This window comes from Streptomyces sp. M41, assembly GCF_043673425.1.
Classification (GTDB): Bacteria; Actinomycetota; Actinomycetes; order Streptomycetales; family Streptomycetaceae; genus Streptomyces.
Genome location: NZ_JBIMKE010000001.1, coordinates 355236 through 381513 on the forward strand (window position 1 = coordinate 355236; position 26278 = coordinate 381513).

General features: G+C 71.4%; 19 protein-coding genes. 12 read left to right on the forward strand and 7 right to left on the reverse strand.

Annotated elements, in window-relative coordinates; genetic code table 11:
- Window positions 1-20 precede the first annotated feature (20 nt).
- On the reverse strand, window positions 21-2096 hold the full coding sequence (tkt, locus tag ACHBTE_RS01660) for a transketolase (RefSeq protein WP_394721432.1): 2076 nt from the start codon (window positions 2094-2096) through the stop codon (window positions 21-23).
- A 176-nt stretch (window positions 2097-2272) separates the two neighbouring features.
- Between tkt and ACHBTE_RS01665 the strand changes: the two genes are divergently transcribed.
- Window positions 2273-3199, forward strand: a complete 927-nt coding sequence (locus tag ACHBTE_RS01665) for a helix-turn-helix domain-containing protein (RefSeq protein WP_394721433.1) — start codon at window positions 2273-2275, stop codon at window positions 3197-3199.
- A gap of 219 nt (window positions 3200-3418) precedes the next feature.
- Here ACHBTE_RS01665 and ACHBTE_RS01670 read toward each other — a convergent pair whose 3' ends face one another.
- Complete coding sequence (locus ACHBTE_RS01670) at window positions 3419-4816, reverse strand: glycoside hydrolase family 16 protein (RefSeq protein ID WP_394721434.1); 1398 nt, start codon at window positions 4814-4816, stop codon at window positions 3419-3421.
- A gap of 245 nt (window positions 4817-5061) precedes the next feature.
- On the opposite strand from ACHBTE_RS01670, the gene ACHBTE_RS01675 reads away from it, so the two are divergent.
- The 5 genes from ACHBTE_RS01675 to fxsT all read left to right on the forward strand — a co-directional run bounded on the left by ACHBTE_RS01675 (window position 5062) and on the right by fxsT (window position 14124).
- Entirely contained in the window at window positions 5062-5349 is a 288-nt protein-coding gene (locus tag ACHBTE_RS01675) for a DUF1905 domain-containing protein (protein ID WP_394721435.1), read from the forward strand.
- A 542-nt stretch (window positions 5350-5891) separates the two neighbouring features.
- Window positions 5892-8015 (forward strand): FxsB family cyclophane-forming radical SAM/SPASM peptide maturase, encoded by a 2124-nt coding sequence (locus ACHBTE_RS01680; protein WP_394721436.1) that lies wholly within the window; start codon window positions 5892-5894, stop codon window positions 8013-8015.
- Entirely contained in the window at window positions 8012-8848 is an 837-nt protein-coding gene (locus ACHBTE_RS01685; RefSeq protein WP_394721437.1) for an aminoglycoside N(3)-acetyltransferase, read from the forward strand. Before ACHBTE_RS01680 ends, ACHBTE_RS01685 begins: the two co-directional genes overlap by 4 nt.
- 46 nt (window positions 8849-8894) lie before the next feature.
- Window positions 8895-10199: a TIR-like protein FxsC gene (locus ACHBTE_RS01690; protein WP_394721438.1), complete on the forward strand. Its 1305-nt coding sequence runs from the start codon at window positions 8895-8897 to the stop codon at window positions 10197-10199.
- Entirely contained in the window at window positions 10186-14124 is a 3939-nt protein-coding gene (gene fxsT / locus ACHBTE_RS01695) for an FxSxx-COOH system tetratricopeptide repeat protein (RefSeq protein ID WP_394721439.1), read from the forward strand. The genes ACHBTE_RS01690 and fxsT overlap by 14 nt, the downstream gene beginning before the upstream one ends.
- 86 nt (window positions 14125-14210) lie before the next feature.
- On the opposite strand, the gene ACHBTE_RS01700 is transcribed toward fxsT, so the two are convergent.
- A complete protein-coding gene (locus tag ACHBTE_RS01700) occupies window positions 14211-15059 on the reverse strand; it encodes a hypothetical protein (RefSeq protein WP_394721440.1) in 849 nt (282 codons plus the stop codon).
- A gap of 290 nt (window positions 15060-15349) precedes the next feature.
- On the opposite strand from ACHBTE_RS01700, the gene ACHBTE_RS01705 reads away from it, so the two are divergent.
- The 3 genes from ACHBTE_RS01705 (at window position 15350) to ACHBTE_RS01715 (ending at window position 20225) form a co-directional block, all read left to right on the forward strand.
- On the forward strand, window positions 15350-15724 hold the full coding sequence (locus tag ACHBTE_RS01705; protein WP_394721588.1) for a DeoR family transcriptional regulator: 375 nt from the start codon (window positions 15350-15352) through the stop codon (window positions 15722-15724).
- Window positions 15721-17061, forward strand: coding sequence for a 6-phospho-beta-glucosidase (locus ACHBTE_RS01710; protein ID WP_394721441.1), 1341 nt, complete (start codon window positions 15721-15723; stop codon window positions 17059-17061). Before ACHBTE_RS01705 ends, ACHBTE_RS01710 begins: the two co-directional genes overlap by 4 nt.
- A gap of 92 nt (window positions 17062-17153) precedes the next feature.
- Window positions 17154-20225 carry an alpha-mannosidase gene (locus ACHBTE_RS01715; RefSeq protein WP_394721442.1) on the forward strand — a complete coding sequence of 1024 codons (3072 nt, stop codon included), beginning with the start codon at window positions 17154-17156 and terminating at the stop codon, window positions 20223-20225.
- A 245-nt stretch (window positions 20226-20470) separates the two neighbouring features.
- Here ACHBTE_RS01715 and ACHBTE_RS01720 read toward each other — a convergent pair whose 3' ends face one another.
- The gene (locus tag ACHBTE_RS01720; RefSeq protein ID WP_394721443.1) at window positions 20471-21607 is read right to left on the reverse strand and encodes an ATP-grasp domain-containing protein; all 1137 of its coding nucleotides are present in this window, start codon (window positions 21605-21607) and stop codon (window positions 20471-20473) included.
- Between the two features lie 311 nt (window positions 21608-21918).
- On the opposite strand from ACHBTE_RS01720, the gene ACHBTE_RS01725 reads away from it, so the two are divergent.
- Window positions 21919-22779, forward strand: a complete 861-nt coding sequence (locus ACHBTE_RS01725; RefSeq protein ID WP_394721444.1) for a metallophosphoesterase family protein — start codon at window positions 21919-21921, stop codon at window positions 22777-22779.
- Window positions 22776-23456 carry a 4'-phosphopantetheinyl transferase gene (locus tag ACHBTE_RS01730; protein WP_394721445.1) on the forward strand — a complete coding sequence of 227 codons (681 nt, stop codon included), beginning with the start codon at window positions 22776-22778 and terminating at the stop codon, window positions 23454-23456. Before ACHBTE_RS01725 ends, ACHBTE_RS01730 begins: the two co-directional genes overlap by 4 nt.
- Before the next feature lie 218 nt (window positions 23457-23674).
- On the opposite strand, the gene ACHBTE_RS01735 is transcribed toward ACHBTE_RS01730, so the two are convergent.
- The 3 genes from ACHBTE_RS01735 to ACHBTE_RS01745 all read right to left on the reverse strand — a co-directional run bounded on the left by ACHBTE_RS01735 (window position 23675) and on the right by ACHBTE_RS01745 (window position 25290).
- Window positions 23675-23905, reverse strand: coding sequence for a hypothetical protein (locus ACHBTE_RS01735; protein ID WP_394721446.1), 231 nt, complete (start codon window positions 23903-23905; stop codon window positions 23675-23677).
- 170 nt (window positions 23906-24075) lie between these two features.
- Window positions 24076-24600, reverse strand: coding sequence for a toxin-antitoxin system, toxin component (locus ACHBTE_RS01740; protein ID WP_394721447.1), 525 nt, complete (start codon window positions 24598-24600; stop codon window positions 24076-24078).
- A gap of 39 nt (window positions 24601-24639) precedes the next feature.
- Window positions 24640-25290: a helix-turn-helix domain-containing protein gene (locus tag ACHBTE_RS01745; RefSeq protein WP_394721448.1), complete on the reverse strand. Its 651-nt coding sequence runs from the start codon at window positions 25288-25290 to the stop codon at window positions 24640-24642.
- Between the two features lie 223 nt (window positions 25291-25513).
- Here ACHBTE_RS01745 and ACHBTE_RS01750 point away from each other — a divergent pair, with 223 nt between their 5' ends.
- The gene (locus ACHBTE_RS01750; RefSeq protein ID WP_394721450.1) at window positions 25514-26176 is read left to right on the forward strand and encodes a hypothetical protein; all 663 of its coding nucleotides are present in this window, start codon (window positions 25514-25516) and stop codon (window positions 26174-26176) included.
- The last annotated feature ends 102 nt before the right edge of the window (window positions 26177-26278 follow it).

The following is a 26278-nucleotide window of genomic DNA, read 5'->3' on the forward strand; positions in this document are numbered from 1 at the left end:
TGCGTACGTGTCAGCCGGTGTCAGCCGCGGGCGGCGGCAAGGGACTCTCGCGCGGCGGCGGCCACGTTCCGGGCGGTGAAGCCGTACTCGGCGAACAGGGTCCCGGCGTCGGCGGAGGCGCCGAAGTGCTCCAGGGAGACGATGCGTCCCGCGTCCCCGACGAACCGGTGCCAGGTCAGGCCGATCCCGGCCTCGACCGCGACCCGTGCCTTCACGGCCGGCGGCAGCACGCTCTCGCGGTACTCGCGCGGCTGCTGCTCGAACCACTCGACGCAGGGCATCGACACCACCCGCGTGCCGATCCCCTCGGCCTCGAGCGCCTCGCGAGCGGCGACGGCGAGCTCGACCTCGGAGCCGGTGGCGATGACGACGACCTCGGGCGTCGGGGTCGAGGACTCGCGCAGGACGTAACCGCCCTTCGCCGCGTCCGGGTCGGGCGCGTAGGTCGGCACGCCCTGGCGGGTCAGCGCCAGTCCGTGCGGGGCCGGGTCGGTGGAGTGCCGGCGCAGGATCTCGGCCCAGGCGATCGCGGTTTCGTTCGCGTCGGCGGGCCGCACGACGTTCAGGCCGGGGATCGCCCGCAGCGCGGCCAGGTGCTCGACCGGCTGGTGTGTCGGGCCGTCCTCACCGAGCCCGATGGAGTCGTGCGTCCACACATAGGTCACTGGCAGCTGCATCAGCGCGGACATGCGTACGGCGTTGCGCATGTAGTCCGAGAAGACGAGGAAAGTCCCGCCGTAGATCCGGGTGTTGCCGTGCAGGGCGATGCCGTTCATCTCCGCGGCCATCGAGAACTCGCGGATGCCGAAGTGGACGGTACGGCCGTAAGGGTCGGCCTCGGGCAGCGGGTTGCCCCGCGGCAGGAACGAACTCGCCTTGTCGATGGTGGTGTTGTTGGAACCGGCGAGGTCCGCGGAACCGCCCCACAGTTCAGGGACGATGGAGCCCAGGGCCTGGAGCACCTTGCCCGAGGCCGCACGGGTGGCCACCCGCCTGCCCTCCTCGAAGACCGGGACCGAGGACTCCCAGCCCTCGGGCAGCTGACCGGCCAGGACGCGGTCGAACAGCCGGGCGCGCTCGGGTTGCGCGGCGCGCCACGAGCCGAGCTCCTTGTCCCAGGCGGCGTGCGCCTCGGCGCCCCGGTCCAGGGCCCGGCGGGTGTGGGCGAGGACCTCGTCCGTGACCTCGAAGGACCGCTCCGGGTCGAAGCCGAGGACGCGCTTGGTGGCGGCGATCTCGTCCGCGCCGAGGGCCGAGCCGTGGGAGGCCTCGGTGTTCTGGGCGTTGGGGGCGGGCCAGGCGATGATCGTGCGCATCGCGATGATCGAGGGGCGCCCGGTCTCGGCCTGCGCCGCCTTGAGCGCCGTGTACAGCGCGGCCACGTCGATGTCGCCGTTGTCGGCCGGCTCGATGCGCTGCACATGCCAGCCGTACGCCGCGTAGCGCCCGAGGACGTCCTCGGAGAACGCGGTCGCCGTGTCGCCCTCGATGGAGATGTGGTTGTCGTCGTAGAGGAAGACGAGGTTGCCGAGCCTCTGGTGGCCGGCGAGGGAGGAGGCCTCGGCGGAGACGCCCTCCTGGAGGTCGCCGTCGGAGACGATCGCCCATATGGTGTGGTCGAACGGGGACCGACCCTCAGGCGCCTCCGGGTCGAACAGGCCGCGCTCGTAGCGGGCGGCCATCGCCATGCCGACGGCGTTGGCGACACCCTGCCCGAGCGGGCCCGTCGTCGTCTCGACCCCCGCGGTGTGCCCGTACTCGGGGTGGCCCGGCGTCTTCGAACCATGCGTCCGGAACGCCTTGAGGTCGTCGAGCTCCAGCTCGTACCCGGCGAGGAAGAGCTGGGTGTAGAGGGTCAGCGAGGTGTGACCGGGCGACAGGACGAAGCGGTCACGGCCGGTCCACTCGGGGTCCGAAGGGTCGTGCCGCATCACCTTCTGAAAGATCGTGTACGCGGCAGGCGCGAGGCTCATGGCGGTGCCCGGATGGCCGTTGCCCACCCGCTGGACGGCATCGGCCGCCAGCAGCCGGGCCGTGTCGACGGCACGCCGGTCGAGTTCGGTCCATTCGAAGCTGTCCGGTGTCTGCGTGCTCATCTTCAAAAGTCCTCGATCGGAGCGAAGTAGCTGGTCCAACGCGTTCAAAACTAAAAGTCTGACTTTTACCTGGGAAGGTCGGCGTGTGTCACGCTGTGGTGAAAGTGGGACACCGCTACGAGCCCGGCGCACGGCTGAGCGCGAGGCACGCACGACTGAGACGGCACGAGACAGACATGGTGGACACAACGGTCCAAGGCGACCTCGACGGCGGTGACGCGCACGGCCACGGTCGCGGCGACGCGATCCGGACGTTCCCCTTCCCGTCTGATCTGAGCGTCCTCGGCGTCGGCATGCAGATCGGCCCGATGGGCACCGGCCACACCTGGCACGCCGCCGACGCCACGCCCGAACGCGTCCACCGCATCGACTTCCACGTCGTGATGCTCTTCAGCGAAGGACCCGTGCACCACATGATCGACTTCGCCGAGTACGAGGCGCAGGCCGGCGACCTGCTGTGGATACGCCCCGGCCAGGTCCACCGCTTCGCCCCCGCCGATGCCTACCGGGGCACCGTCCTGACCATGCAACCCGGCTTCCTGCCCCGCACCACGGTCGAGTCCACCGGCCTCTACCGCTACGACCTCCCGCCCCTGCTGCGCCCCGACGAACCCCAGCTCACCGCCCTGCGCTCGGCCCTCGCCCAACTCCGGCGCGAATACGAGGACGAGGCGACACTCCCGCTGAGCCTGCACACCGCGGTACTGCGCCACTCGCTCACGGCGTTCCTGCTGCGCCTCGCCCACCTCGCCACGAGCTCGGCCGAGGCCGAACGCCGGCAGTCCGACACCACGTTCACCCTGTTCCGGGACGCGGTGGAGCGGGGCTTCGCCACCAACCACAGCGTCAGCGCCTACGCCGACCAGCTCGGCTACTCCCGCCGCACCCTCGTGCGCGCGGTCCGCGCCGCCACCGGCCAGACGCCGAAGGCCTTCATCGACCGCAGGGTGACCCTGGAGGCCAAGCGCCTTCTCGCCCACACGGACCTGCCGATCGGCCGCGTGGGGGCGGCGGTCGGATACCCCGACGCGGCGAACTTCTCCAAGTTCTTCCACCAGCACACGCAGACGACACCGGCGGCGTTCCGGGCGGAACTGCGCTGAGGCCGGTGCGGCGGGCGGGATGCCCGGGGCCGGCGTCGGGGCCGGGGTCGGGGCTGGGTCTGGGGCCGAACTCGGGGTCGCGTGGGCCAGGGAAGAGTCCACCACCCTCACGCCGCCGCAGGACGCGGAGGCCCGGCCCCCTCACGCCACTGACCGGGCCGGATGCCCCGCGAGCGCCGGAGAGCTCCCGCGGGGCATCGCCGAGCGCCGATCCGTCCGTCAGCGCCCGAAGTTGAACCAGTTCACGTTCACGAAGTCGGCCGGCTGGCCGCTGGTGAAGGTGAGATAGACATCGTGCGTGCCGGTCACCCCGCTGATGTTCGCCGGGATCGTCCGCCAGGACTGCCACCCACCCGTGTTGCCCACGGCGAAACTGCCGACGGGCGCGTTGCCGCGACTGTCCAGGCGGACCTCCACCAGACCGCTGACGCCGTTCGCGGCACCGCTCGCCACCCGGGCGACGAACTGGCCGGCCGCGGCGGAGCCGAAGTCGACACCCTTGTACTGGGCCCAGTCCCCGTTGGCCAGGGCCGCGATGTTCTGGCCGCCGCCCGAGTCCGAGGTGGTCTCGGTGCTCACACCGGCCTGGCCGTCGTGCGACTCCGCCTGGATGGCGCGGTAGGTGTCACGGTTGCCTGTCGGCGGGGGTGTGGGACCGCTCCCCCCGGCGGTCATCGCCTGGACGTAGTCGACGACCATGGCGTGCCCCGGCTGTGTCCCGCTGTCCGGACCGCCGCCGAAGGCGTCCGGGAAACCGCCGCCCATGGCCACGTTGAGGATGATGAAGTAGCCATGGTTCGTCGCGTTGGCCCAGGTCGTCGCATCGACCTGGTTGGCGCGGACGGTGTGGAAGTGGGTGCCGTCGAGGTAGAAGCGGATCTCCTCGACGCTCATGGAGCGGTCCCACTCCATTCGATACGTGTGGAAGCCCGCCTGGCAGGTGGTGCCGGAACAGGTGGTGTTGCCTCCGATGCCGCTGTTCTCGTTGCAGGGGCCGCCCGGTGCGGTCCCGCAGTGCATGGTGGCGAACACCGTGTTCATGCCCTGGGTGTTCTCCATGATGTCGAGCTCGCCCACGCCGGGCCAGTTCCAGTAGTTGCCGCGGTAGGGCCCGCCGAGCATCCAGAACGCCGGCCAGTAGCCCTTGGCGGCGGCACCGGTCACGTTCGGTACCTGAATACGCGCCTCCACGCGCAGTTTGCCGCCCGCCGGGGGCTGGAAGTCGGTGCGGTTGGTCTCGATGCGGCCGGAGGTCCAGTTGCCCGAAGCGTCCCGGCGCGGGGTGATGCGCAGGTTGCCGTTGCCGTCGAGCGCGACGTTGTCGGTGCTGTTCGTCATCGTCTCGATCTCGCCGGTGCCCCAGTTGGCGGGGCCGCCGGGATAGCCCTTGCCGGTCGCGTACTGCCAGTTGGAGGTGTTCACGCCGCTGCCCGCGGCGCCGTCGAAGTCGTCGAGGAAGACCTGCGTCCAGCCCGACGGGGGCGTGGGTGCGGAGGCGCTCGCGGACGGCACGGCGACGGTCGCGGTGCCCGCCGCCAGAGCCAGCGTGCCGAGCACCGCGACGAGGGCCCGTCTGACCGGGTGGCGTCTGCGGTGTATGCCGGAGGGTTCGCTCATGGGGATGCTGCCTCTCGTCTACGGATCGGTGCAGGGGGTGGGGAGTTGAGGGCGCCAGTGTCGTCTTGAGAGCGCTCTCAGAACGTCGTCAAAGTGCCGCCAATGTGCTCCGCGATGCTGCGGCCGTCAAGAGGTGAAGCGCAGAAAACCCTTGCGCCGCAGGAAGGTTCACCCTATGAAGGCGTGAATGTGCCGGAGCGCGTCGCCCACCCGGGCCGCCCGGGAAGAGAAGAGGGACCGACCGCATGGAACTCGCCTTCACCGGCCGGGTGATCGAATGGCGTGGCCCGGCGCCGTACTACTTCATCACGGTGCCGGACGAGGAGGCCGCGGACATCCGCGACGTCGCCGCGATGGCCACGTATGGCTGGGGCGTCGTCCCGGTGGCGGCCCGCATCGGCGACATGGCCTTCGAGACGTCCCTGTTCCCCAAGGACGGCGGGTATCTGCTGCCGTTGAAGAAGGCGGTGCGCGGGGCGCGGGGAATCGGGGCGGGGGACGAGGTGCTGGTGGAGATGACCGTACGCCTCTGACCGGCGGCCGGATTCCTCGCGCCCCAGGCCGCGAACTGCATGCTCCTGTGCGGCGCTTCGCGCAAGTCCTCCGGATACTGCGGCGCGAGCTGTCGTTGCGCGGGTGCCGCAAACTCGCGGCGGCACCGGAGAGTTTTTTGTCGCGGTTCTACGCCTGAGCGGTGTCGAGGGGCGTGCAGTCGATAAACTGAAATCGCAGTCGGGAGACCAGGCATTCCGTCACCTGAGACGGGCATGCTCCTTTCGCGCCCAGGGGGGCGGCCGGCTGTAGCGTGCCGACACACGTCCCGTCACATGACATCGTGCGGACGTGCATCACTCACCCCTTTTACGATCGGGGAATGCCGTGACGAATTCACCAAAGAGCAAGCAGCAGCCGGTGGTTGCGACGGACGCCCGCAGGGCCTTGTTGCGACTCCGCGGTCGGCACCAACTGCCGAGTGCGCGAGGCGTGCGGCGCGCTCTCGCTTCCACGCGCATCCCTGACAGGGGCGCCCCGACCTTCCAGTCCTGCATCTGAGACACCGGACGCCCTCCGCGTCATGTCAGTTTCGTCCGTGCCGCTTCGGCAGCTCGTCCTCAAAGTGCACAGCCGGTGTGATCTCGCCTGTGACCACTGCTATGTGTACGAGCACGCCGACCAGAGCTGGGCCCATCGGCCGAAAGCGATCTCCGACGAGGTCACTTCATGGACGGCCCTGCGCCTCGCCGAACACGCCAAAAGGCAGGCGCTCCCCTCCGTGCAGGTCATCCTGCACGGAGGCGAGCCACTACTCGCGGGCCCGGCCCGACTACGACGCGTCTGCGCGGAACTGAGCAGTGCGCTGCGCGGGATCACCCGGCTCGATCTGAGCATTCACACCAATGGAGTTCAGCTCGGCCGGCGCTTCCTCGACATCTTCGCGGAATTCGACGTCCGGGTCGGAATCTCCTTGGACGGTGACCGGGCCGCCAATGACCGGCACCGCCGATTCGCCCAGGGCCGCAGCAGCTACGACGCGGTTCTGGCAGCCATTTCCCTGCTGCGTGAGGAGGGTTACCGCCATCTCTTCGCGGGATTGTTGTGCACCATCGATGTGCGCAACGACCCCATCGCCGTCTACGACGCACTGGCCGCGCAGGAGCCGCCACGCATCGACTTCCTTCTGCCGCACGCCACGTGGAACGAACCACCCCCGCGTCCCGGCGGTGCGCGCACCCCGTACGCAGACTGGCTGACGGCCGTCCATGACCGGTGGCACGCCGCGGGTCGACCCATGCCCGTGCGACTGTTCGACTCGATCGTCAGCACCCTCGGCGGTGGACCGAGCCGGACCGAGGCGATGGGGCTGCAGTCGTCGGACGTGGTCGTCGTGGAGACCGACGGGACGTTCGAGCAGGCCGACTCGCTGAAGACCGCCTACGACGGAGCGCCCGTCACCGGCCTGGACGTCTTCCGCCACTCCCTCGACGAGGTGGCCCGGCACCCGGGCATGGCCGCCCGGCAGCTGGGGCTGAACGGGCTGTCCGACCAGTGCCGTGGCTGCCCGGTGGTGCGGTCCTGCGGAGGCGGACTGTTCGCCCACCGCTACCGGGAAGGGACCGGGTTCGACAATCCGTCCGTGTTCTGCGCGGATCTGATGGAGCTGATCCTCTCCATCGACGAACGGACCGGTGCGAGCGGGAGGAAAGCGACCGTATGGTTCGATGCACTGGCCGACGGCAGCGACCACATCGCCGCCGTGAGCGAATTGAGCGAGGCGCGAGAGCACGTCACGCGCGAGCTGCTCAACGCCGTGCAGCGTGAACTCGGCTCCCACGCGCACGAGTCGTGGCGCACGTCATGGCGGCTTCTCCGGGAACTGGAAGACGGCGACAGCGCACTGCTGCAACCGCTGCTGTCCCACCCCTACACCCGCACCTGGGCCCTGCGCTGTCTCGACGGCACCGCCGTGCCCGGGCACCTGGCCTGCCGTATGGCGCCCGTCGCCCTGGCCTCACAACGGCAGGCCGAGGTGCCGGTGGGCGACGGACGGGTCCATCTGCCGGGGCTCGGCCGCCTCCGCGTCCCGACCGGTGCCAGAACCGCGGCGGTGACGACGGAGCACCTCGCCGGTCCGGGCTGGGAACCCCTGCGCAGCGTGCGCGCCGACGGCTGGGAAGCCGTCCTGGACGACCTCGACCCCCATCGCGACTGCTTCGGCGTTCCCGTGTCCGGCCGGCTGGGCGACGGCGAGGCCGAGCGCCGCCTGCGGGTTCTGCGACAGTCCTGGGCGCTGATCCGCAAGACCCTGCCGTCCGTCGCCGACGGCATGGCGGCCGGCGTCCGCGTGATCACCCCCCTCGCCGCCCCCGACCCCGAACGCACCGCACCGAGCGGGGGGTTCGCCGCCCTGGGCGTCCACCTCTCCCCGGATCCGGTGCGGGTCGCAGTGGACCTGGTGCGGGGATTCCGGGCCGGGGTGCTGGACGCGCTGCTCGACGTGTGCGACCTCTACGACGAAGCGGACCTGTCCACCGGTGAGTTGCTCAGCGACACCTACGCCCGCGCGGCGACCGACGTCCTGGACCCCGGCCCGCCGGACGCCCGCCGCCGCACCCATGCCCAGTGGGAGGCGCTGTCGGCAGCCCCCTCCCTGACCGCCCTCGGACGGCGGTTCGTCGACGGCATCGGACGCAGCCTGTGACCGGCGCCGCCCCGCTCGCCCGGGAGCTGACCGCGCTGGGTGTGCCGCCCGGCGCCGTGCTCCTGGTGCACGCCTCGCTGCAACGCGTCGGCGCGGCGCCCGAGACCGTCCTCGCCGCGCTGCTCGACGTCCTCGGGCCCGAGGGAACGCTCGTCGTGCCGACGTTCACCGCCGAGAACTCCGACACCTCACCGGCGTACCGTGACCGGGTCCGGAACCTGACCGCAGACCAGGTGGCCGCGTATCGCGACCGGATGCCGCCCTTCGACCCGGGGACCACCCCGTCGCAGGGCATGGGCATGCTCGCCGAGGCGGTGCGGCTCAGCCCAGGGGCGGTACGCAGCGCCCACCCTCAGACGTCGTTCGCCGCACTGGGCGCCCGCGCGGCCGAGCTGACCGCGGACCACGACGAGTCGTGCCACCTGGGGCCGGCCTCGCCGCTCGCCCGGCTCGAACAGGCCGACGCCCGGGCGCTCCTCCTGGGAGTCGGCTTCGAGGTGTGCACCTCCTTCCACCTCGCCGAGTACCGCCTCCCCGACGCGCCCCGACGGGAGTACCGCTGCGTGGTCCTGCGCGACGGCGAGCGTCACTGGACTTCCTTCGAGGACGTCGCCCTGGACGACGGCGACTTCGGCACGCTGGGAGCCGACTTCGAGCGGCTGACGGCTGAAGGGCCAGACCCGGTCGTGCGGGCCGGGCCGGTCGGCGGGGCGGACGCCCGGTTGTTCCCCATGGCCGCCGCCGTGGCATTCGCCACCCGCCGGCTGGCCGGAAAAAGACCCCGTCACGATCGCTCGCGCCCGTCACAGAACGGCGCACAGTTCCTACACTGAGTCCTTGCCCCGGGCACGGGGAACGGTGACGGGATCGGGGGGTCGCGTGGAGCCGACGAGGCCGGCGGGGGGAGACGCCACCGCGCCCTACTTCTTCCTCAGCTACGCCCACATGCCCAGGACCCGCCCCGACGAACCCGATCCGGACCTGTGGGTACACCGCCTCTTCCGCGACCTGTGCGAACACATCAGCAACCTGACCGCGCACCCGGGTGCCCCCGGATTCATGGACCGGTCGATGCAGGCCGGCCAGATCTGGACCGACGAACTCGCCGACTCGCTCGGCGGCTGCCGGGTCTTCGTGCCGCTGTACTCGCCGCGCTACTTCATCAGCCCCTGGTGCGGGAAGGAATGGGCCGCCTTCGGTGACCGTCGGGCGCGCCACCTCGATCCGGGCGAGCCGGGCACCCCCAGCGCGATCGTCCCCGCCCTGTGGTCACCGGTGCCCGAACGCCGGCTTCCCGACTGCGTCAGAGGAGTCCAGTACACCCACCCCGAACTGGGCGACCGCTACCGCACGTTCGGGCTGTACGGGCTGGGCAAGCTGCGGTCCTTCCGCGGCGACTACCAGAAGGCGGTGCTGCGCCTGGCCATGCGCATCGTCGAAGTGGGCGAGAGCGTCCATGTGGAACGCGGCCGCCGAGAGGGCCTCAGCAGCGCCTACGACGCCTTCTCCGCACCCCCTGCCGCGGTACCGCCGAGTGGCCGCAGGTTACGGATCAGCGTTGCGGCCGGCTGTCTGCGCCGGCTGCCCGAAGGGCGCAGCCCCCACTACTACGGGCCCTCACCGCTCGACTGGAACCCCTACCGCCCGGCGTCCGACCGGCCGCTCGCCCAAGTGGCCGCGGGCATCGCCGCCCGCCTCGCCTTCCGCGCCGACGTGTGCGAGTTCGACCACACGTCCGCTCCCGCCGACGCCCCCGAAGTACTGCTCCTCGACCGCTGGGTGCTGCGCGACCCCGAACACCGCACCCGCCTGAACGAGTTCGACAGCAGCGACCGGCCGCCGACGGGCCTCGTGGTGCCGTGGAACCACGACGACCCCGACGGCGACGACACGGAACTCGAACTGGCCGCGCAACAGGACACCACCCTCCCGCGCCGGGTGCGACACGGACGTGAGGCGAGCCGCCCCGCCGTCCGCGGTGTCCCCGACGAGCGGTCCTTCCACGAAGTGCTGCCGCGCGTCGTGCACTGGGCCGAGGGCCAGTACCTCAGACGTGCCCAGGCCCGGCCGCCCGCCGGCCAGTCCACCCCGCGCTTCCGCCTCGGCGGCCCGGACCCGCACGACGACGGTCCCCAGGAGCACCGCCACGAAGCCGAGAAGGCAGGCCACGATGAGCGAGCTTGACGGACAGCGTGGCCGCCCGGGCCGCATCGTGACGTTCTACTCGTACAAGGGCGGCACCGGCCGGACCATGGCTCTCGCCAACAGCGCCTGGATCCTCGCGGCAGCCGGCAAACGGGTCCTCGCCGTCGACTGGGACCTGGAGGCACCCGGCCTGCACCGCTTCTTCCACCCGTTCCTCGATCCGGGCACCGCGGGGGCGACCACCGGAGTCGTGGACCTGCTCAAGGAGTACGCCTGGGCAGCCACCGAAGAAGGCGCCGGGCCCGACGAGCGGACCCCCGACTGGCACCGCGAGTACGCCCGTGTCCAGCGCCACGCCGTCTCCCTGGACTGGACGTTCCCAGAGCCGGGGACGCTCGATCTGGTGCTGGCCGGGCGACAGAACCGCGACTACGCCTCTGCCGTGGCCGCCTTCGACTGGGACAACTTCCACGACCGGCTCGGCGGCGGCCTGTTCTTCGACGCGCTGCGCGAGGACATGCGGGACAACTACGACTACGTCCTCATCGACAGCCGTACCGGACTGTCCGACATCGCCGACATCTGCACCGCCCACCTGCCCGACGTCCTCGTGGACTGCTTCACTCTCAGCGACCAGAGCATCGACGGCGCCGCGGCCGTCGCCCGGGCCGTACACGACCGCTTCCACCACCGGCGGATCCGCATCCTGCCCGTGCCGATGCGCGTCGACGAGGCGGAGAAGGAGAAGGCGGACGCCGGACGCGCCCTGGCCAGAGCCAAGTTCGAGGGATTCCCGGCCGGCCTGGACGAGGACGAACTCACCGGCTACTGGGGCTCCGTGGAGATTCCCTACCGGCCTTACTACGCCTATGAGGAGACCCTGGCCGCCTTCGGTGACGAAGTCGGCACCCCCACCTCCCTGCTGTCGGCATTCGAGAGGCTCACCGCGGTGATCAGCGACCGGGCCGTCACCCGGCTGCCCCGTATGCCGCAGGCCCTGCGAGACGGCGTCAGGAAGAAGTTCACCCGTCCTCGCCTCGCACTCCCGGCCCAGCTGCACGTCAACTACGTCCCCGAGGACCGCATGTGGGCCGAGTGGATCGCCGCCCTGCTGACCCGGGCCGGGTTCACGGCGGTGCTCAAGCACGTCGGAAGCGCCGGCGGCGACGCCGAGGAACCCGCGGACCGGACGGTCTTCGTGATCTCGGCGGCCTTCCAGCGCACGGCGCGAGCCCGCCGGGTGTGGGAAGCGGCCACGGCCGGCGACCGCTCCGACCGCCGGCAGGTACTCGCGGTCCGCGTCGCACCGCTGCCCTCGGTGTCCGTGCCGGACGAGCTGGATCTGGTGGACAGCGACGAGCAGACCGCAGCCGCCGCCGTCCTGCGGGCCGTCGGCCGCCCGCCGCGCCCCTCGGTGCAACCCGTCACCGGCAGCCGCGTCCGCTTCCCCGGCACCGTTCCCAGGGTCTGGAACGTCCCTCCGCGCAACCCCGGTTTCACCGGCCGCGCAGCCGTACTGGAGCGGCTGAGGGACGCCCTGGCCGGAAGTGCCGCGGGGGGCGCGCCGTCGCCGAACGCCCTGTGCGGGCTGGGCGGTGTCGGCAAGACTCAGGTGGCCCTGGAGTACGTGCACCGGTTCGCCGCCGACTACGACCTCACCTGGTGGATTCCCGCCGAGCGGGACGAGTCCGTGACCCACGCACTGTCCGGCCTCGCCCGCCGGCTGGGTCTGGGCGCCGGCGAGGACACCGCCCGGGCCGCCCAGGAGGTTCGCGACCATCTCCGCCGGGCCTCCGCGTCCCTGCGCTGGCTCCTCGTCTTCGACAACGCCGACGAGCCGCAGCAGGTCGCCCGGCACTTCCCCGGGGGCACCGGACACGTGCTGGTCACCTCCCGCAACCGGGCCTGGCTGCGCTATGCCGAGGCCCTGGACGTCGAGCCGTTCGAGCGTGCGGAGAGCATCGAGCGTCTGCTGCTGCAGGCCCCCGACCTCCGGCCGGCGGATGCCGAGCGGGTCGCCGCCGCCGTCGGCGATCTGCCCCTGGCCCTCGATCAGGCGGGCGCCTGGCTCGCCGAGACCGGCACATCCGTCGGCACCTACCTCGAAGAACTCGAGCAGCAGACCGAGCGGGTACTGGCGTTCGGCCGGCCCGCGGACTACCCGCAGCCGGTCGGTGCCACCTGGAACGTCTCCGTCGAACGCCTCGAGGAACGTTCCCCGGCCGCCGTACGTCTGCTGCAGTTGTGCGCCTTCTTCGCCGCCGGACCGATCTCCCTGAAGCTGCTCTACGGCGACCCGATGACGAGCGCTCTGGCCGCGAAGGACCCCGCGCTGCAGGAGAAGATGGTGCTCGGCCGGGTGCTCCAGGAGCTGGGCCGGTTCGCCCTCGTCCGAGTGGACCGGCCCACCGAGTCGATCCAGGTGCACCGGCTGGTGCAGGCGGTGTTCCGCTCCCAGCTCACCCCCGAGGAGCAGGCGCAGGCACGGCACATCGTGCACCGCGTCCTGGTCGCCGCCCGGCCCGCGGGCGAAGAGCCGGTCGACGACCCGGAGAACAGCCCGCTCTTCGCGGCGATCTGGCCGCATCTGGAGGCGTCCGAGGCAGCCGGCTGCGACGAGCCGCAGACCCGCCAGCTGCTCATGGACCGCGTCCGTCACCTGTGGCGGCGCGGCGACCTGAAGGCCGCCCTCTCCGACGCCCTGGACCTTCGCACACGGTGGGAGCAACGGCTGGCCGAGCGCGAAGACCCCGAACTGCGGACCCAGCTGCTGCGCCTTCAGTTCCACACCGCCAACGTGCTGCGCTCGCTCGGCAGATACACCGAGGCCGCGGACCTGGGCTCCGAGACCTTGTCCGCACAGCGCCGGCTGCTGGTTCCGGGCCACCCGCACATGCTGATGACGGCCAGCGCCCTCTCGGCCGACCTCGGCAGCTTGGGCCGGTTCGACGAGGCCCTGGAGCTGGCCGCCCAGGCCCACGACGGTTTCAAGGACAGCTTCGGCGACAGCCATCCGCGCACCCTGAGCGCCCACAACAACCTGGCCCTGTGCCTGAGGCTGCTGGGCCGCTACAAGGCGGCCCGCGACATCGACGAGGCGATCTACGAACGCCGCCGCACCGAATTCGGCAGCACCCATCCCCACACGCTCTTCACCCTCACCAACCTCGGCCGCGACCTGCGCGAGATGGGCGAGTACGAAGCGTCGATCACACAGCTGACCAGCAGTCACGAGTCGTACAAGCTGCTCTTCGGCGTGTCCCACCCGGAGACGCTGCGCACGGCGAAGAGCCTCGCCGTCTCGCTGCGCATGGCGGGCCGGGCCGATGAGGCCAGGGCCCTCACCCAGGAGACCCGCGAGCACCACCGGCTGCGCGAGACCCCTTCGACCGCGCCGGACATGCTGGACTGCACCCTGAACCACGCCTCCGACCTGTACGCGACCGGCGCCCGAGAGGAAGCCCTGGACGTGGCGCGGGACATCACGGGCCGATACCGCGCCGCGCTCGGCGACCGGCACCCGGCGACGCTGGCCGCCCTCAACAACCTCGGTATCTTCCTCAGGGGCTGCGGAGAGGTCCGCCGGGCCCGGCAACTGCTGGAGCGAACCTTCGACGACCTGCGGACGGTGCTCGGCGACCGCCATCCCGCCACGCTGGCCTGCACGGTCAACCTGGCCAACGCCCTGGCGGAGCTCGGCCCACAGGCCCGGGCGGAGGAGCTGGAGAGGACGGCCGTCGCCGGCTTCCGGGCCGCTCTCGGCCCCGAGCATCCGGACACCGTCGCCTCCCGCGCCAACCTCGGCATCACCCTGCGCGCCCTGGGCAGCGGTGCCGAGGCGGATCAGCTGCAGGAGGGCGCGCTCGACGATGCCCGTAGGCTGCTCGGCGAGGACCATCCGCTGACCGGCAGCGTGCGCGAGGGCAGGCGCATCCACCGGGACCTGGAGCCCCCCTCGGTCTGAGGGGACCTGGAGCCCCCCTCGGTCTGAGGGGGGCTGGGCCGCAGCGACTCCGGATCGGTCGCGCGGCCCACATCACCTCCCGTGGATCAGTCGGTGACCTGCCGGTAGGAGTACACGGCCGTCGTCACCGCACACACCCCGGGCGGGATCATCTGGGCGCGCAGGGTGCCGCTGCCCGGGTCGTAGTCGACGCCCTCCGTCTCGAACGCGCCCTTGCACACGCTGCGTTGAGGCAGCCCGAACAGGCTCTTCACCGTGCCGGTGACCGGCTGGCCGTCCACCTTGCGCTCCAGGTCGACCTGGAGCAGCGGGCGGCTCTCCGGGAAGAGCGACCCGGAGGCGTCGTTCGAGGCGCAGACCAGGCGGGTGTCCGTCACGAAGTCGCAGCCCTGGATGTCGCGTACCGGCTTGTCCAGGGTGATCTGCCAGGCCTCCTTCAGGTCCCCGCCGGTCGGCGGCGTGGTCGGGTTGAGCAGCGGGGCGGGGAAGACCTGGAGCCTCTTCTGCTCGCCCCACTCGCCCGACACCAGCCACTGCCCGTCCGGTGAGACGGTGGCGAAGGAGTTGTTCAGCTTCTCGCCGGGGTTGAGCTGATGGACGTACTCGTAACGCTGTCCGGCCGGTGTCGTCACCGCGAACATCTTCGACGTGGCCGAGTCCGGGCCCTGATAGGCGTCGAAGGTGTGACCGCGGGCGATGTCGGGGTCGCCTACGTGGTTCCAGCCCTTGATACGCAGGTCCAGCGGGATGGAGACGAGCCCGCGGTACAGCAGCGAGCCGTCCGCGCGGCTCGCCAGGCCCTGCCCGCCGCCCAGCGTGTCCGTGTACGCCCTGCCGGTCTCCGCCCAGCGCGGGTCACCGGCGGCGGACGCCGTTCCCGCGCCGAGCGCGAAGGCCGTCAACATGCAACCGAGGGTGACTAAGTGACGTCTCATCAGGCTCCTGCCCACGTCGAGGAATACGGGATTCGAATAGAACCACGAATCTACTCACGGGTCACCGTCTGCGGGCGCGTGCGGGATAGGTCCGCGCGGGACTGTTCGTGCGGGACTGTTCGTGCGGGACTGTTCGTGCGGGTCGACCGCGGCGCCGAGAGCTCGAGCTCAGGACTCGCCGGCACGCTTCATTACGGTGAGCGGAATCGTGCGTCGATAGCAGGCATTGATTGATATTTGCGCAGAAATGAGCATGGAGACGATCGGAGGTGACGAGTAGTGTTCACGCCGTGCAGGCGGAACGGCGACACCGACTCATCCTGCGGGCCCTGCGCGCCGACGGCCCCGCCGCCGTGACCCATCTCTCCGAGCGGCTGGGTGTGAGCCCCGCGACGATCAGGCGTGACCTGGTCGAACTCGAGGAGGACGGGCTGCTCACCGGCAACCTGGTGGTCCACTCGGAGCTCGCCGACGACGAGGGCATCGAGCTGGTGCTGCTCGCCGACGCGGCGCAGTTCCCGGGCACGGGCACGGGCACGGCGCAGGTGTGCGGCCCGCGGGAGCTGGACGTGGTGGTGACGAACGCGCCGGTCGGCACGGCGTCGCCGGCCTCCCTGGGGGAGGCGGGCGTCGAGGTGGTCGTGGCAGGAGAGGTGCAGGCGTGAGACTGACGATTCTGGGCGGCGGCGGCTTCCGCGTGCCGCTCGTGTACGGGGCGCTGCTGACGGACCGCGCCGAGGGCCGGGTCACCCGGGTCGTGCTGCACGACCTGGACGCGGGGCGGCTCGCCGCGGTGACCCGGGTCCTCGCCGAACAGGCGGCCGGGGTGCCCGACGCACCCGAGGTGACCGCCACCACCGACCTCGACGAGGCTCTGCGCGGCGCCGACTTCGTCTTCTCGGCGATCCGGGTCGGCGGCCTGGAAGGCAGGGCGAACGACGAGCGGATCGCGCTCGCCGAGGGCGTCCTCGGCCAGGAGACGGTCGGCGCGGGCGGCATCGCCTACGGCCTGCGGACCGTCCCGGTCGCCGTCGACATCGCTCACCGGGTCGCCCGTCTCGCGCCGGACGCCTGGGTCATCAACTTCACCAACCCCGCGGGCCTGGTCACCGAGGCCATGTCCCGCCACCTCGGCGACCGCGTCATCGGCATCTGCGACTCGCCGGTCGGCCTCGGCCGCCGTATCGCCCGGGTGCTCGGCGTGCGGAACCCCGGCGACGCGTGGATCGACTACGTCGGCCTCAACCACCTCGGCTGGGTCCGCGGACTGCGCGTCGCGGGACGCGACGAACTCCCGCGCCTGCTCGCCGACCCCGGTCTGCTCGGCTCCTTCGAGGAGGGAAGGCTCTTCGGCGTCGACTGGCTCCGCTCGCTGGGCGCCATCCCCAACGAATACCTGCACTACTACTACTTCAACCGCGAAGCCGTCCGCGCCTACCAGCAGGCCGACCGGACCCGCGGCGCCTTCCTCGCCGACCAGCAGGCCCGCTTCTACCGGGAGGCCGAGCGGTCGGACGGCTCCGCCCTGGCGATCTGGGACCGCACCCGCGCCGAGCGGGAGGCCACCTACATGTCCGAGAACCGGGAGGCGGCCGGCGCCGGCGAGCGGGAGGCCGACGACCTCTCCGGCGGCTACGAGAAGGTGGCGCTCGCGCTGATGCGGGCCATCGCCCGCGACGAACGCACCACCCTGATCCTGAACGTCCGCAACCAGAGCACTCTCTGCGTCCTCGACGCCGACGCCGTCATCGAGGTCCCCTGCCTCGTCGACGCCAACGGCGCCCACCCGGTCGCGGTGGCCCCGCTGCCCGACCACGCGACCGGGCTCGTCTGCTCGGTCAAGGCCGTCGAGCGGGAGGTGCTGTCCGCCGCCGAGTCCGGCTCCCGCGCGAGCGCGGTGAAGGCCTTCGCCTTGCATCCGCTGGTCGACTCGGTCACCGTGGCCCGCAGGCTGATGGATGGCTACGCCGCGGTGCATCCCGGCCTCGCGTACCTTGAGTAGCACCTTTTCAGAAAGCGCTTCCCTCGCCCGGATCTCCGTCCCTCGCCGTTCCCTCGCTTCCCTCTCCGTTCTCTCCCTCCCTGGAGGCACAGATGCACGACGAACGCAGCCGGATCGAGCAACGCGTCGAGCGCCTCCACCACCAGCGCATCAAGCCGGCGATCTACTCGGCCACCGTCCCCTTCGAGGTCGAGGCATGGCAGGCGCCGGGTGAGCCGGTCTCCTTCGAGGAGGCCGCCGCCGCCCGGTACGCCCCCTTCGCGCCGGACACCCCGTGGGGCCCGCCCTGGGGCACGACCTGGTTCCGTATGCGCGGCCGGGTGCCCGCCGAGTGGGCGGGACGGCGGGTCGAGGCCGTCATCGACCTCGGCTTCGTGGGGGACTGGCCCGGCAACCAGGCGGAGGGCCTGGTCCATCTGCCCGACGGGCGGCCCCTGAAAGCCGTCAACCCCCTCAACCAGTACGTGCCGATCGGCAATCCCGTCTCCGGCGGCGAGGAGATCGACTACCTGGTCGAGGCGGCCTCCAACCCCGACATCCTGGCCGACGGCTTCGCGGCCCCCACCCCGCTGGGCGACGTCCTGACGGCGGGCGACAAGCCGCTGTACATCTTCAAGCGTGCCGACATCGCCGTCCTCGACGAGGAGGTCTGGCACCTGGACCTGGACCTGCAGGTGCTGCGTGAGCTCATGGTCCACCTCGGCGAGCACGAGCCGCGCCGCCACGAGATCATGCACACCCTCGACCGCGCCATGGACGTCCTCGACCTCGACGACGTCTCCGGCACCGCGACTGCCGTACGGGAGGTGCTCGCCCCCGCCCTGGCCAAGCCCGCCCACGCCAGTGCGCATGTGGTGTCCGGCGTCGGCCACGCCCACATCGACTCCGCCTGGCTGTGGCCCATCCGGGAGACCAAGCGCAAGACGTCCCGCACCTTCTCCAACGTCACGTCCCTGGCCGACGAGTACGAGGACTTCATCTTCGCCTGCTCGCAGGCCCAGCAGTACGCATGGGTGCGCGACCACTACCCGCACGTGTGGGCCCGTATCCAGGAGTCGGTCAAGAAGGGCCAGTGGGCGCCGGTGGGCGGCATGTGGGTCGAGGCCGACGGCAATCTGCCCGGCGGCGAGGCGCTCGCCCGCCAGCTGATCCACGGCAAGCGGTTCTTCATCGAGCACTTCGGAGTCGAGACCAAGGGCGTCTGGCTGCCGGACTCCTTCGGCTACACCGCCGCCTACCCGCAGCTCGCCAAGCTCGCCGGCAACGAGTGGTTCCTGACCCAGAAGATCTCCTGGAACCAGACCAACAAGTTCCCCCACCACACCTTCTGGTGGGAGGGCATCGACGGCACCCGCATCTTCACCCACTTCCCGCCGGTCGACACCTACAACGCCCGCTTCAGCGGCGAGGAGATGGACCACGCGGTGCGCAACTACGCCGAGAAGGGCGCCGGTACGCGCTCCCTCGCGCCCTTCGGCTGGGGCGACGGCGGTGGTGGCCCCACCCGCGAGATCATGGAGCGGGCGCGCCGGCTGGCCGACCTGGAGGGCTCGCCGAAGGTCGTCGTCGAGCACCCCGACGCGTTCTTCGCCCAGGCACGCGAGGAGTACCCGGACGCCCCCGTCTGGGTCGGTGAGCTCTATCTGGAGCTGCACCGCGCCACCTACACCTCCCAGGCCCGCACCAAGCAGGGCAACCGCCGCTCCGAACACCGGCTCCGGGAGGCCGAGTTGTGGGCGACGACGGCCGCGCTCCACGCGCCCGGGTACGCCTACCCGTACGAGAGGCTGGACCGGCTGTGGAAGACGGTGCTGCTGCACCAGTTCCACGACATCCTGCCGGGCTCCTCGATCGCCTGGGTCCACCGGGAGGCGGAGGCCGAGTACGCCCGGGTGGCCGCGGAGTTGGAGGCCCTGACCACCGAGGCGGTCGCCGCGCTGGGCGGGGGAGAGACCCGGGTCTTCAACACCAGCCCCTACGAGCGGGCCGAAGTGGTCCGTACGTCCGAGGGCACACCGGTGTACGTCACGGTGCCCGCGAGCGGCAGCGCGCCCCTCACCGCGCCCTCGCGCCCGCCGCAGCCGGTGTCCGTCTCCGGCAGGGTCCTCGACAACGGCCTGCTCAGGGTCGAGATCGCCGAGGACGGCACGCTCGCCTCCGTCTTCGACATCAGGGCGAACCGCGAGGTCCTCGCCGAGCAGGGCAACCTGCTCCGTCTGCACACCGACCTGCCCAACTACTGGGACGCCTGGGACATCGACAAGCACTACAAGAACCGCTGCACCGACTTGCTGGAGACAGAGGCGGTCACCGTCGTCGAGGAGGGCCCGCTCCTGGGCGCGATCCGGGTCTCCCGAGCCTTCGGCAAGGGCTCGCGGATCACCCAGACCATCACCGTGCGCGCCGGCAGCCCCCGTATCGACTTCGAGACCGAGATCGACTGGCACGAGACCGAGAAGATCCTCAAGGCGGGCTTCCCGGTGGACATCCGGGCCCCGCACTCCTCCGCCGAGATCCAGTTCGGCCACATCCAGCGCCCCACCCACACCAACACCAGCTGGGAGGCCGCCCGCTTCGAGGTCTCCGGGCACCGCTGGGTGCACATCGCCGAGCCCGGCTACGGCGTCGCCGTCATCAACGACTCGACGTACGGCCACGATGTCTCCCGCACGGTCCGCGAGGACGGCGGTACGACCACCAGGGTCAGCCTCAGCCTGGTCCGCGCCCCGCGCGTCCCGGACCCCGAGGCCGATCAGGGCCGGCACCGCTTCACCTACGCCCTGCTCCCCGGCGCGAGCATCGCAGACGCCGTCGCCGAGGGCTACGCCCTCAACCTCCCGCTGCGGATCGCGGACGCGGCGGGCGCGCCCGAGCCGGTCGTCTCCGTGACCGGCGACGGGGTGACCGTCGAGGCGGTCAAGCTGGCCGACGACCGGTCCGGCGATGTCGTGGTGCGCCTCTACGAGTCACGCGGCGGCCGGGCGACCGGCACCGTGCGCCCCGGCTTCCCCCTGGCGGAGGCCCAGGTGACCGACCTGCTGGAGCGACCGCTGGAGGAGGCAGTGGAGGAGGCCGTGGAGCTCACCGGCGACGGCGGGGTGAGTGTGACGCTGCGCCCCTTCCAGGTCCTGACCCTCCGCCTGCGGCCCTCCGAAGGGAGCTGACCCGGCGGCGGCACGACCCCTGGGAACACCGGCCGCCCGCATGAGACGCCGGGGGCCGGCCCACCGCTCGCATTCGGGCCGGCAGGCCGCTGCCCCCGTGACAGCGCCGGCCGGCCCGAAGCCCCCGTGGTGGTGCGTCCCCCGTGGTGGTGCGTTTCCCCCGTGGTGCCCCCGTTGTCTTTCACTCTTATGAGCGCGAGGCCGGCGCTCTGATACACCCTCCCGGGAAAAAACTTGCGCGCCCTTCAGGACGCCTGGAGCGGCAACGCCCGGGCCGGCGGCACCTCGACGGACCCGACCTGCGCCGGGACGGCCGGCAGCAACGCCTCCGACCCGTCGACGCGCTGCTGCGGCACCGACACGGGCCGAACCGGCCGCGGCCCGGAGACCACGGTGTAGTCCTGCCCCAGGAACGGCGGTACGACCACCCCCGGGTCCTCGCCGAGCGCCAACTGAACGGCCAGCCACGGCACATTGACGCCGCACTGCGACAGCTGATGCAGCCCGCCGGCCGGCCGTGTGTTGACGTCCATCAGCACCGGCGCGCCGTCGAACATCCGGAACTGGATGTTGGACAGACTGTGCAGCCCGAACCCCTCCGCGATCAGTCGCGCCGGCTCCAGCCACTGCTCGTGCAGCGTGAACCCGCGCCGCCGCCCGTTCTTGATCCGGCCGATCGCCAGCCGCACCCGGTTGTCCGGGCCGGTGAGGCAGTCCACCGACACCTCCGGCTGCTCCAGCCGCGGCATCACCAGCCAGTCCACCGGCTCGTCGGCCCGTCGCAGCGCGTCCAGCACCAGATCCAGCTGCACACAAGGCGTGGGGAAGCCGCTGAGGTGCATGAGCGAGAAGGGGGCGCGCGTGACGACGCGGAAGCCCACCCCACCGGCGCCGGACGCCGGCTTGAAGCACGCCTTGTACCCGCGCGCCTCCAACTCCTCCACGGCTGCCACGAGTTGGTCGGCATCGCGCACCCGCCACCACGGCGGTACCGGCACCCCGATCGCCTGCACGGCCTCGTACGCGATCACCTTGTCCCGGAAGACCGCCACGGCCTGCGGCGGCGGCGCCAGCAGCGCCGTACCCGCCGCCGCGAAGTCCGCGCGGTGTGCCACGATCGCCGACTGGTGCAGCCGGGGCACGAGGACATCGATGCCGCGGCGCCGGCACTGGTCGAGCGCGTACTCGACGTACGCGGCCGGCGACAGGCCCTCCGGCTCCAGTTCGGCGGTGTCCGCGGCGGCCAGCACGGGGGAGTCGGCGTCCCCGTGCGTCGCATGGATCTCGACCGCCCGGTCGCTGGGATTTCTCCGCAGCTGATCCATGAAGAACACGTTCTCCGCGTACGTGCGGTTGAGCCAGACGCGTACGCGAGAGACCATGCAGGGCCGTCCTTTCGGGGTTCGCGGGCAGGGCGAAGCAGGCCCGTGCCCGGGCAGGGAGGTGGGAGGGACACCAAACCGCCCCGTGCGAAGGGACGTTCATGGCGGTGGTGGTGGGGCGATCATACGGCTTTCAAGCGGTGCCGCGTGCAACGTACGTGTTACGGATTTTCCGATCATCGGAGCGCCCTCGTGGGCCCCACCCGCCCCTCGACCAGCGCCCCCGAGGCGCGCCGACGGGATACCGCCTTGTCCGGGCACGGCAGCCTGTGTTCTTGTGGTGTCCTTCGGGTGATCGGAAGGGGCGAGGCGTGACGTCGACGGCCGGCGGTGCCGGGCAGCTGCTGGCCATCAGTGATCTGCACATCGGCTACGAGGAGAACCGCGCCCTCGTCGAGAAGATGCGGCCCGACTCGGACGACGACTGGCTGATCGTCGCCGGCGACGTCGCGGAGACCGTCGCCGACATCCGCTGGGCCCTCGAGACCCTCGCCGGCCGTTTCCGCAAGGTCCTGTGGTCGCCCGGCAACCACGAGCTGTGGACCCATCCCAAGGACACCGTCACCCTGCGCGGCGTCGCCCGCTACGACCACCTCGTCGACCTGTGCCGCGAACTCGGCGTGACGACCCCCGAGGACCCCTACCCCGTCTGGGACGGCCCCGGCGGCCCGGTCGCCGTGGCACCGCTGTTCCTGCTGTACGACTACTCCTTCCTGCCCGCCGGCTGCGCCACCAAGGAGGAGGGGCTGCGGTACGCGCACGGGACCGGAGTGGTCTGCAACGACGAGTACCTGCTGCACCCCGATCCGTACCCGTCGCGCGAGGCGTGGTGCGAGGCCCGGGTCACCGAGACCGAGCGGCGGCTCGCCGCACTGCCCGAGGACCTGCCCACCGTCCTCGTCAACCACTATCCGCTGGACCGGCACCCGACCGAGGTGCTGTGGTACCCCGAGTTCGCGATGTGGTGCGGCACCCGGCGGACCGCCGCCTGGCACCGCAGATTCCGCGTCGCGACCATGGTCTACGGACACCTCCACATTCCACGGACCACCTGGCACGAGGGCGTCCGCTTCGAGGAGGTGTCGGTGGGCTATCCCCGCGAGTGGCGCAAACGACCGGAACCGCCGGGACGGCTGCGCCGGATTCTGCCCTGGGAGGACGGGTCCCGGTGATCGAGGAACTGCTGCCCACCACGGTCGTCGCCGTCGAGGCGTTCGGCGACGAGGAACCCCCGAACGCGGTCCTGTACCCCGAGGAGGAGGCCGTCGTCGCCCAGGCGGTCGCCAAGCGCCGCCGGGAGTTCGCCGTCGTCCGCTCCTGCGCCCGCCGGGCCATGGAGAAGCTCGGCGTGCCGCCCGTGCCGATCCTCCCCGGCGAACGCGGCGCCCCGGGCTGGCCGGACGGCCTGTTCGGCAGCATGACCCACTGCGAGGGCTACGGCGCCGCCGCCCTGGTCCGCGCCGCCGACCTGGCCTCCCTGGGCATCGACGCCGAACCCCACAAGCCCCTGCCCGAGGGCGTGCTGCCCGCCGTCACCGTGCCCGCGGAAGTGGACCGGCTGGGCCGCCTGGCCGGGGATCAGCCCGCCGTCCACTGGGACCGGCTGCTGTTCAGCGCCAAGGAGTCCGTCTACAAGGCGTGGTTCCCCCTCACCGGGAAGTGGCTGGACTTCTCCGAGGCCGACATCGACCTGCACGCCGACCCCGGTGAGCGGCACAGCGGTGGCTTCCGTGCCCGGCTCCTCGTCCCCGGCCCACGCGTGGGCGAGAGTCGGCTCGACCACTTCGAGGGCCGCTGGACGGTCCGACGAGGGCTGGTGGCGACCGCGGTCAGCGTGCCCCACACCTGAACCCTCGCGGACCCCCCTGGTGCCCGGTCACCCGCGACCCGCTAGGCCCTGTCGTCAAATTCCCGCCTGCCGTGCGACGCCATGCACGCACTCTCGCCGCACCGGGCGCAGACCCACGTACAACCAGTACGAGGGTCCGCGCCCGGCACGCCGAGAGCACGCACCTGACGCCGCGCGGCCCGCCCTGCGGGCGGACGACGGGAATTTGACGACAGGCCCTAGGACTGCACGGGACACCAGCTCTGCAGCAGCCGGAAGAACTCCTCCTCGTTGCCCGCCAGTCCCGCCTCCGCCAGTGCCTGCTCCGCTTCGGCCAGGACGGCGGGCGGGACGACCGGTGGCCGGCGGGAACCGGGAGGCCCGTCGAACGCGGCTCGTACGGTGTGCAACAGCCGCAGATAGGCCTGTACGGCGGTGCGCTCGCGGTCGGTCAGTACGGCGGTGGTCATCGGTCGGCTCTCCCCGGAGTCGGCGTCATCGCGTCGCACCCCGCATATGAGGGCGCATCACCAGCTTGCCGTCCACCACTGACAATCGGGCTCGGCCACGTGTGGGTTCGCCCGCTCAGCGGAGGTGAAACGCCCTGAGAGGTGCCGTGCACCCACCGCGTCGGCCGCGGTCAGCCCTGCGGTCCGAGGTAGCCGAGGGACGCCTCGATCCGCCCCGCCAGGTGATCGCGCCGGCCCCGTACCGAGGACACCGCCAGCCAGGTGCGGCACTTGCTGGCCAGCAGCAGGCCGAAGGCCTCGGCCTCGGCCTCCTCGGCCTGGTCGAAGTGGCTGCGGGCGGCGACCCTCAGGACCGTCGAGTGCAGGTCGGCGTCGTCGCTCAGCAGGCGCGCCGCGACGGAGGCGCCCTCGACGCTGTGGCTGCAGTGGCCCGCCTTCATGTGCCACAGCTCATGGCCGAGGATCACCAACTGATGGTCCGGCGCGGTACGTTCCTCGATCACGACGAGGTCCCGGTCGGCCATGTCGAGCCACAGCCCGCTGGCGGTGCCGACGGGAAATGCGGCCGTACGGAAGTGGACGGGACGGCCGCGGCGTCTGCTCATGGCGTCGCACAGGGCGCCGTACAGGTTCTCCGGAGCCGCGGGCGCGGGCAGGCTCAGCTCCGCGACCAACTCGCCGCACAGGCGGCGCATTTCCCTACCGATGCCCACTGGTCTCCCGTTCTCCCCGGATCACGACTCGGGCCGCTTGACGCTTTCCAAGAGCATGTCCAGCCACTCGGCGACCTTGTCGCGGTGCTGGTCCGTGGGCAGTTGGGCGGCGCGCCAGGCGATCCCGCGCACACCGTGATCCTGGAGCAGCCGCTCCAGCGGATCCTCGGCGGCCTGTGCCGCCTCGCGCTGTGCCAGCTTCTGGAGCAGGTCCTGTTCGGTGTGCTGGAGGGCTCCGACGACCGCCTCGGGGTCCTCGGCCGTGAGGAATCCGGCGTGGACGCGGAAGAAGCGCTGGATGGCGTCGCAGTGCTCCATGGTGGGGCGCCGGTCGCCGTTGATCAGGGCACCCGCCTGCTGGCGCGACATGCCCGCGCCGTCGGCGATCTCCTGCTGGGTGTACTTGCGGCCGTTCGGCTTCAGGCGGGTGCGGCGCAGCAGATCCAGGCGCTGGAGGAAGCGGGCCTGTACGTCCGGCTCGCCCGCGGGCCGCCCGCTCAGCAGCGCCTTGACCACGGACTCCGGGACGCCGCAGGCCACGGACAGGCGACCGGTGTCGAAGACCTCCGCGTGCGGCACGCCGAGCCGGTCGGCGAGCGCGGTGACACGAGCGACGACGGCGGACAGCGCGGCCGTCTGGGTGGCGCCCGGACCCTCGAAGCCATCCGTCACCGACAGATCTCCTACGTCTCTCACCGGCTTCTCACAAGCGGTTGCCGTGAACTTGGTGGAGATTACCGGGTAGTTCGAACTCACATCCAGGTCTCGCCACAACTGTGGCCAATTTCAGCCGTCAACAGACAGCGAATGCCACGATAGTTGACACACCTCGGGCGAGGGCAGCAGGATCGGGGCGCCGCGTGAAGGCCGCATAGGCAAGAGGGGTGACCTCCCGATGGCATATCAGGCAGGTGGGCAGCGGTCCGTACCGCGGCCCGTCCCCGCAAGCCGTGAGGCCCAGGCGTATCTACGGGACTACGCCACTCTTCTGGAGGCCGTACCGTTCCCGTCCGTCGTGCTCGACCACCGCTGGGACGTCGTGCTGGCGAACACCGCTTTCGCGTCACTTTTCCGCGGCGTGGGACCCCACCCGACGGCCATGCCCGACGACAACTTCCTCCGGTTCGTCCTCTTCCACCCCGACGCGAGCGCGGTTCTCGGCGACCACGAGTCCAGCTGGTGCCTGCCGATGCTGGCGCACTTCGCGGCGGCCGTGGAGCGGCACGGCCATGACCACGGGCTCCAGGCCATCCGCCGGGAGATCGCCCAGGACCCGATCATGGAGGCCGCCTACCGGCAGGGCCTGCCGCACTGGATCCGGGCGGTCGGCGAGCGGGCCGTGGCGCACGACGGGGCCGTACGGCCGTTGCACCACCCCGATCCGCGGTGGGGCGCGACCGAGTGCCGGGTCGTCGACGAGACGCCGAGGACCCTCCAGGAGATCGAGTACACCCGGCTGACGCTGGTGCTGCGCGAGGTGCGCCGCGACCGGCCCAGGAGCCGGGCGGCCCGACGCACTCCGGCTCACTTGCGCGTCGTCCCCACCCCCGAGGGCTGAACGGGGCACCGTCGGCGTTCAGGTCGCCGACGGCGCCCCGTCAGGACCGCCTCCGCGATCCATCCCCCGACCGCCCCGCGTGTCATCCCCGTCGCCGCGGTT

What these genes read in the sequence shown, in the direction of transcription:
- tkt (WP_394721432.1), bottom strand. Translation starts at nt 2,096, where the DNA reads ATGAGCACGCAGACACCGGACAGCTTCGAATGGACCGAACTCGACCGG.
- ACHBTE_RS01665 (WP_394721433.1), top strand. Translation starts at nt 2,273, where the DNA reads ATGGTGGACACAACGGTCCAAGGCGACCTCGACGGCGGTGACGCGCAC.
- ACHBTE_RS01670 (WP_394721434.1), bottom strand. Translation starts at nt 4,816, where the DNA reads ATGAGCGAACCCTCCGGCATACACCGCAGACGCCACCCGGTCAGACGG.
- ACHBTE_RS01675 (WP_394721435.1), top strand. Translation starts at nt 5,062, where the DNA reads ATGGAACTCGCCTTCACCGGCCGGGTGATCGAATGGCGTGGCCCGGCG.
- ACHBTE_RS01680 (WP_394721436.1), top strand. Translation starts at nt 5,892, where the DNA reads ATGTCAGTTTCGTCCGTGCCGCTTCGGCAGCTCGTCCTCAAAGTGCAC.
- fxsT (WP_394721439.1), top strand. Translation starts at nt 10,186, where the DNA reads ATGAGCGAGCTTGACGGACAGCGTGGCCGCCCGGGCCGCATCGTGACG.
- ACHBTE_RS01700 (WP_394721440.1), bottom strand. Translation starts at nt 15,059, where the DNA reads ATGAGACGTCACTTAGTCACCCTCGGTTGCATGTTGACGGCCTTCGCG.
- ACHBTE_RS01715 (WP_394721442.1), top strand. Translation starts at nt 17,154, where the DNA reads ATGCACGACGAACGCAGCCGGATCGAGCAACGCGTCGAGCGCCTCCAC.
- ACHBTE_RS01720 (WP_394721443.1), bottom strand. Translation starts at nt 21,607, where the DNA reads ATGGTCTCTCGCGTACGCGTCTGGCTCAACCGCACGTACGCGGAGAAC.
- ACHBTE_RS01735 (WP_394721446.1), bottom strand. Translation starts at nt 23,905, where the DNA reads ATGACCACCGCCGTACTGACCGACCGCGAGCGCACCGCCGTACAGGCC.
- ACHBTE_RS01740 (WP_394721447.1), bottom strand. Translation starts at nt 24,600, where the DNA reads ATGCGCCGCCTGTGCGGCGAGTTGGTCGCGGAGCTGAGCCTGCCCGCG.
- ACHBTE_RS01750 (WP_394721450.1), top strand. Translation starts at nt 25,514, where the DNA reads ATGGCATATCAGGCAGGTGGGCAGCGGTCCGTACCGCGGCCCGTCCCC.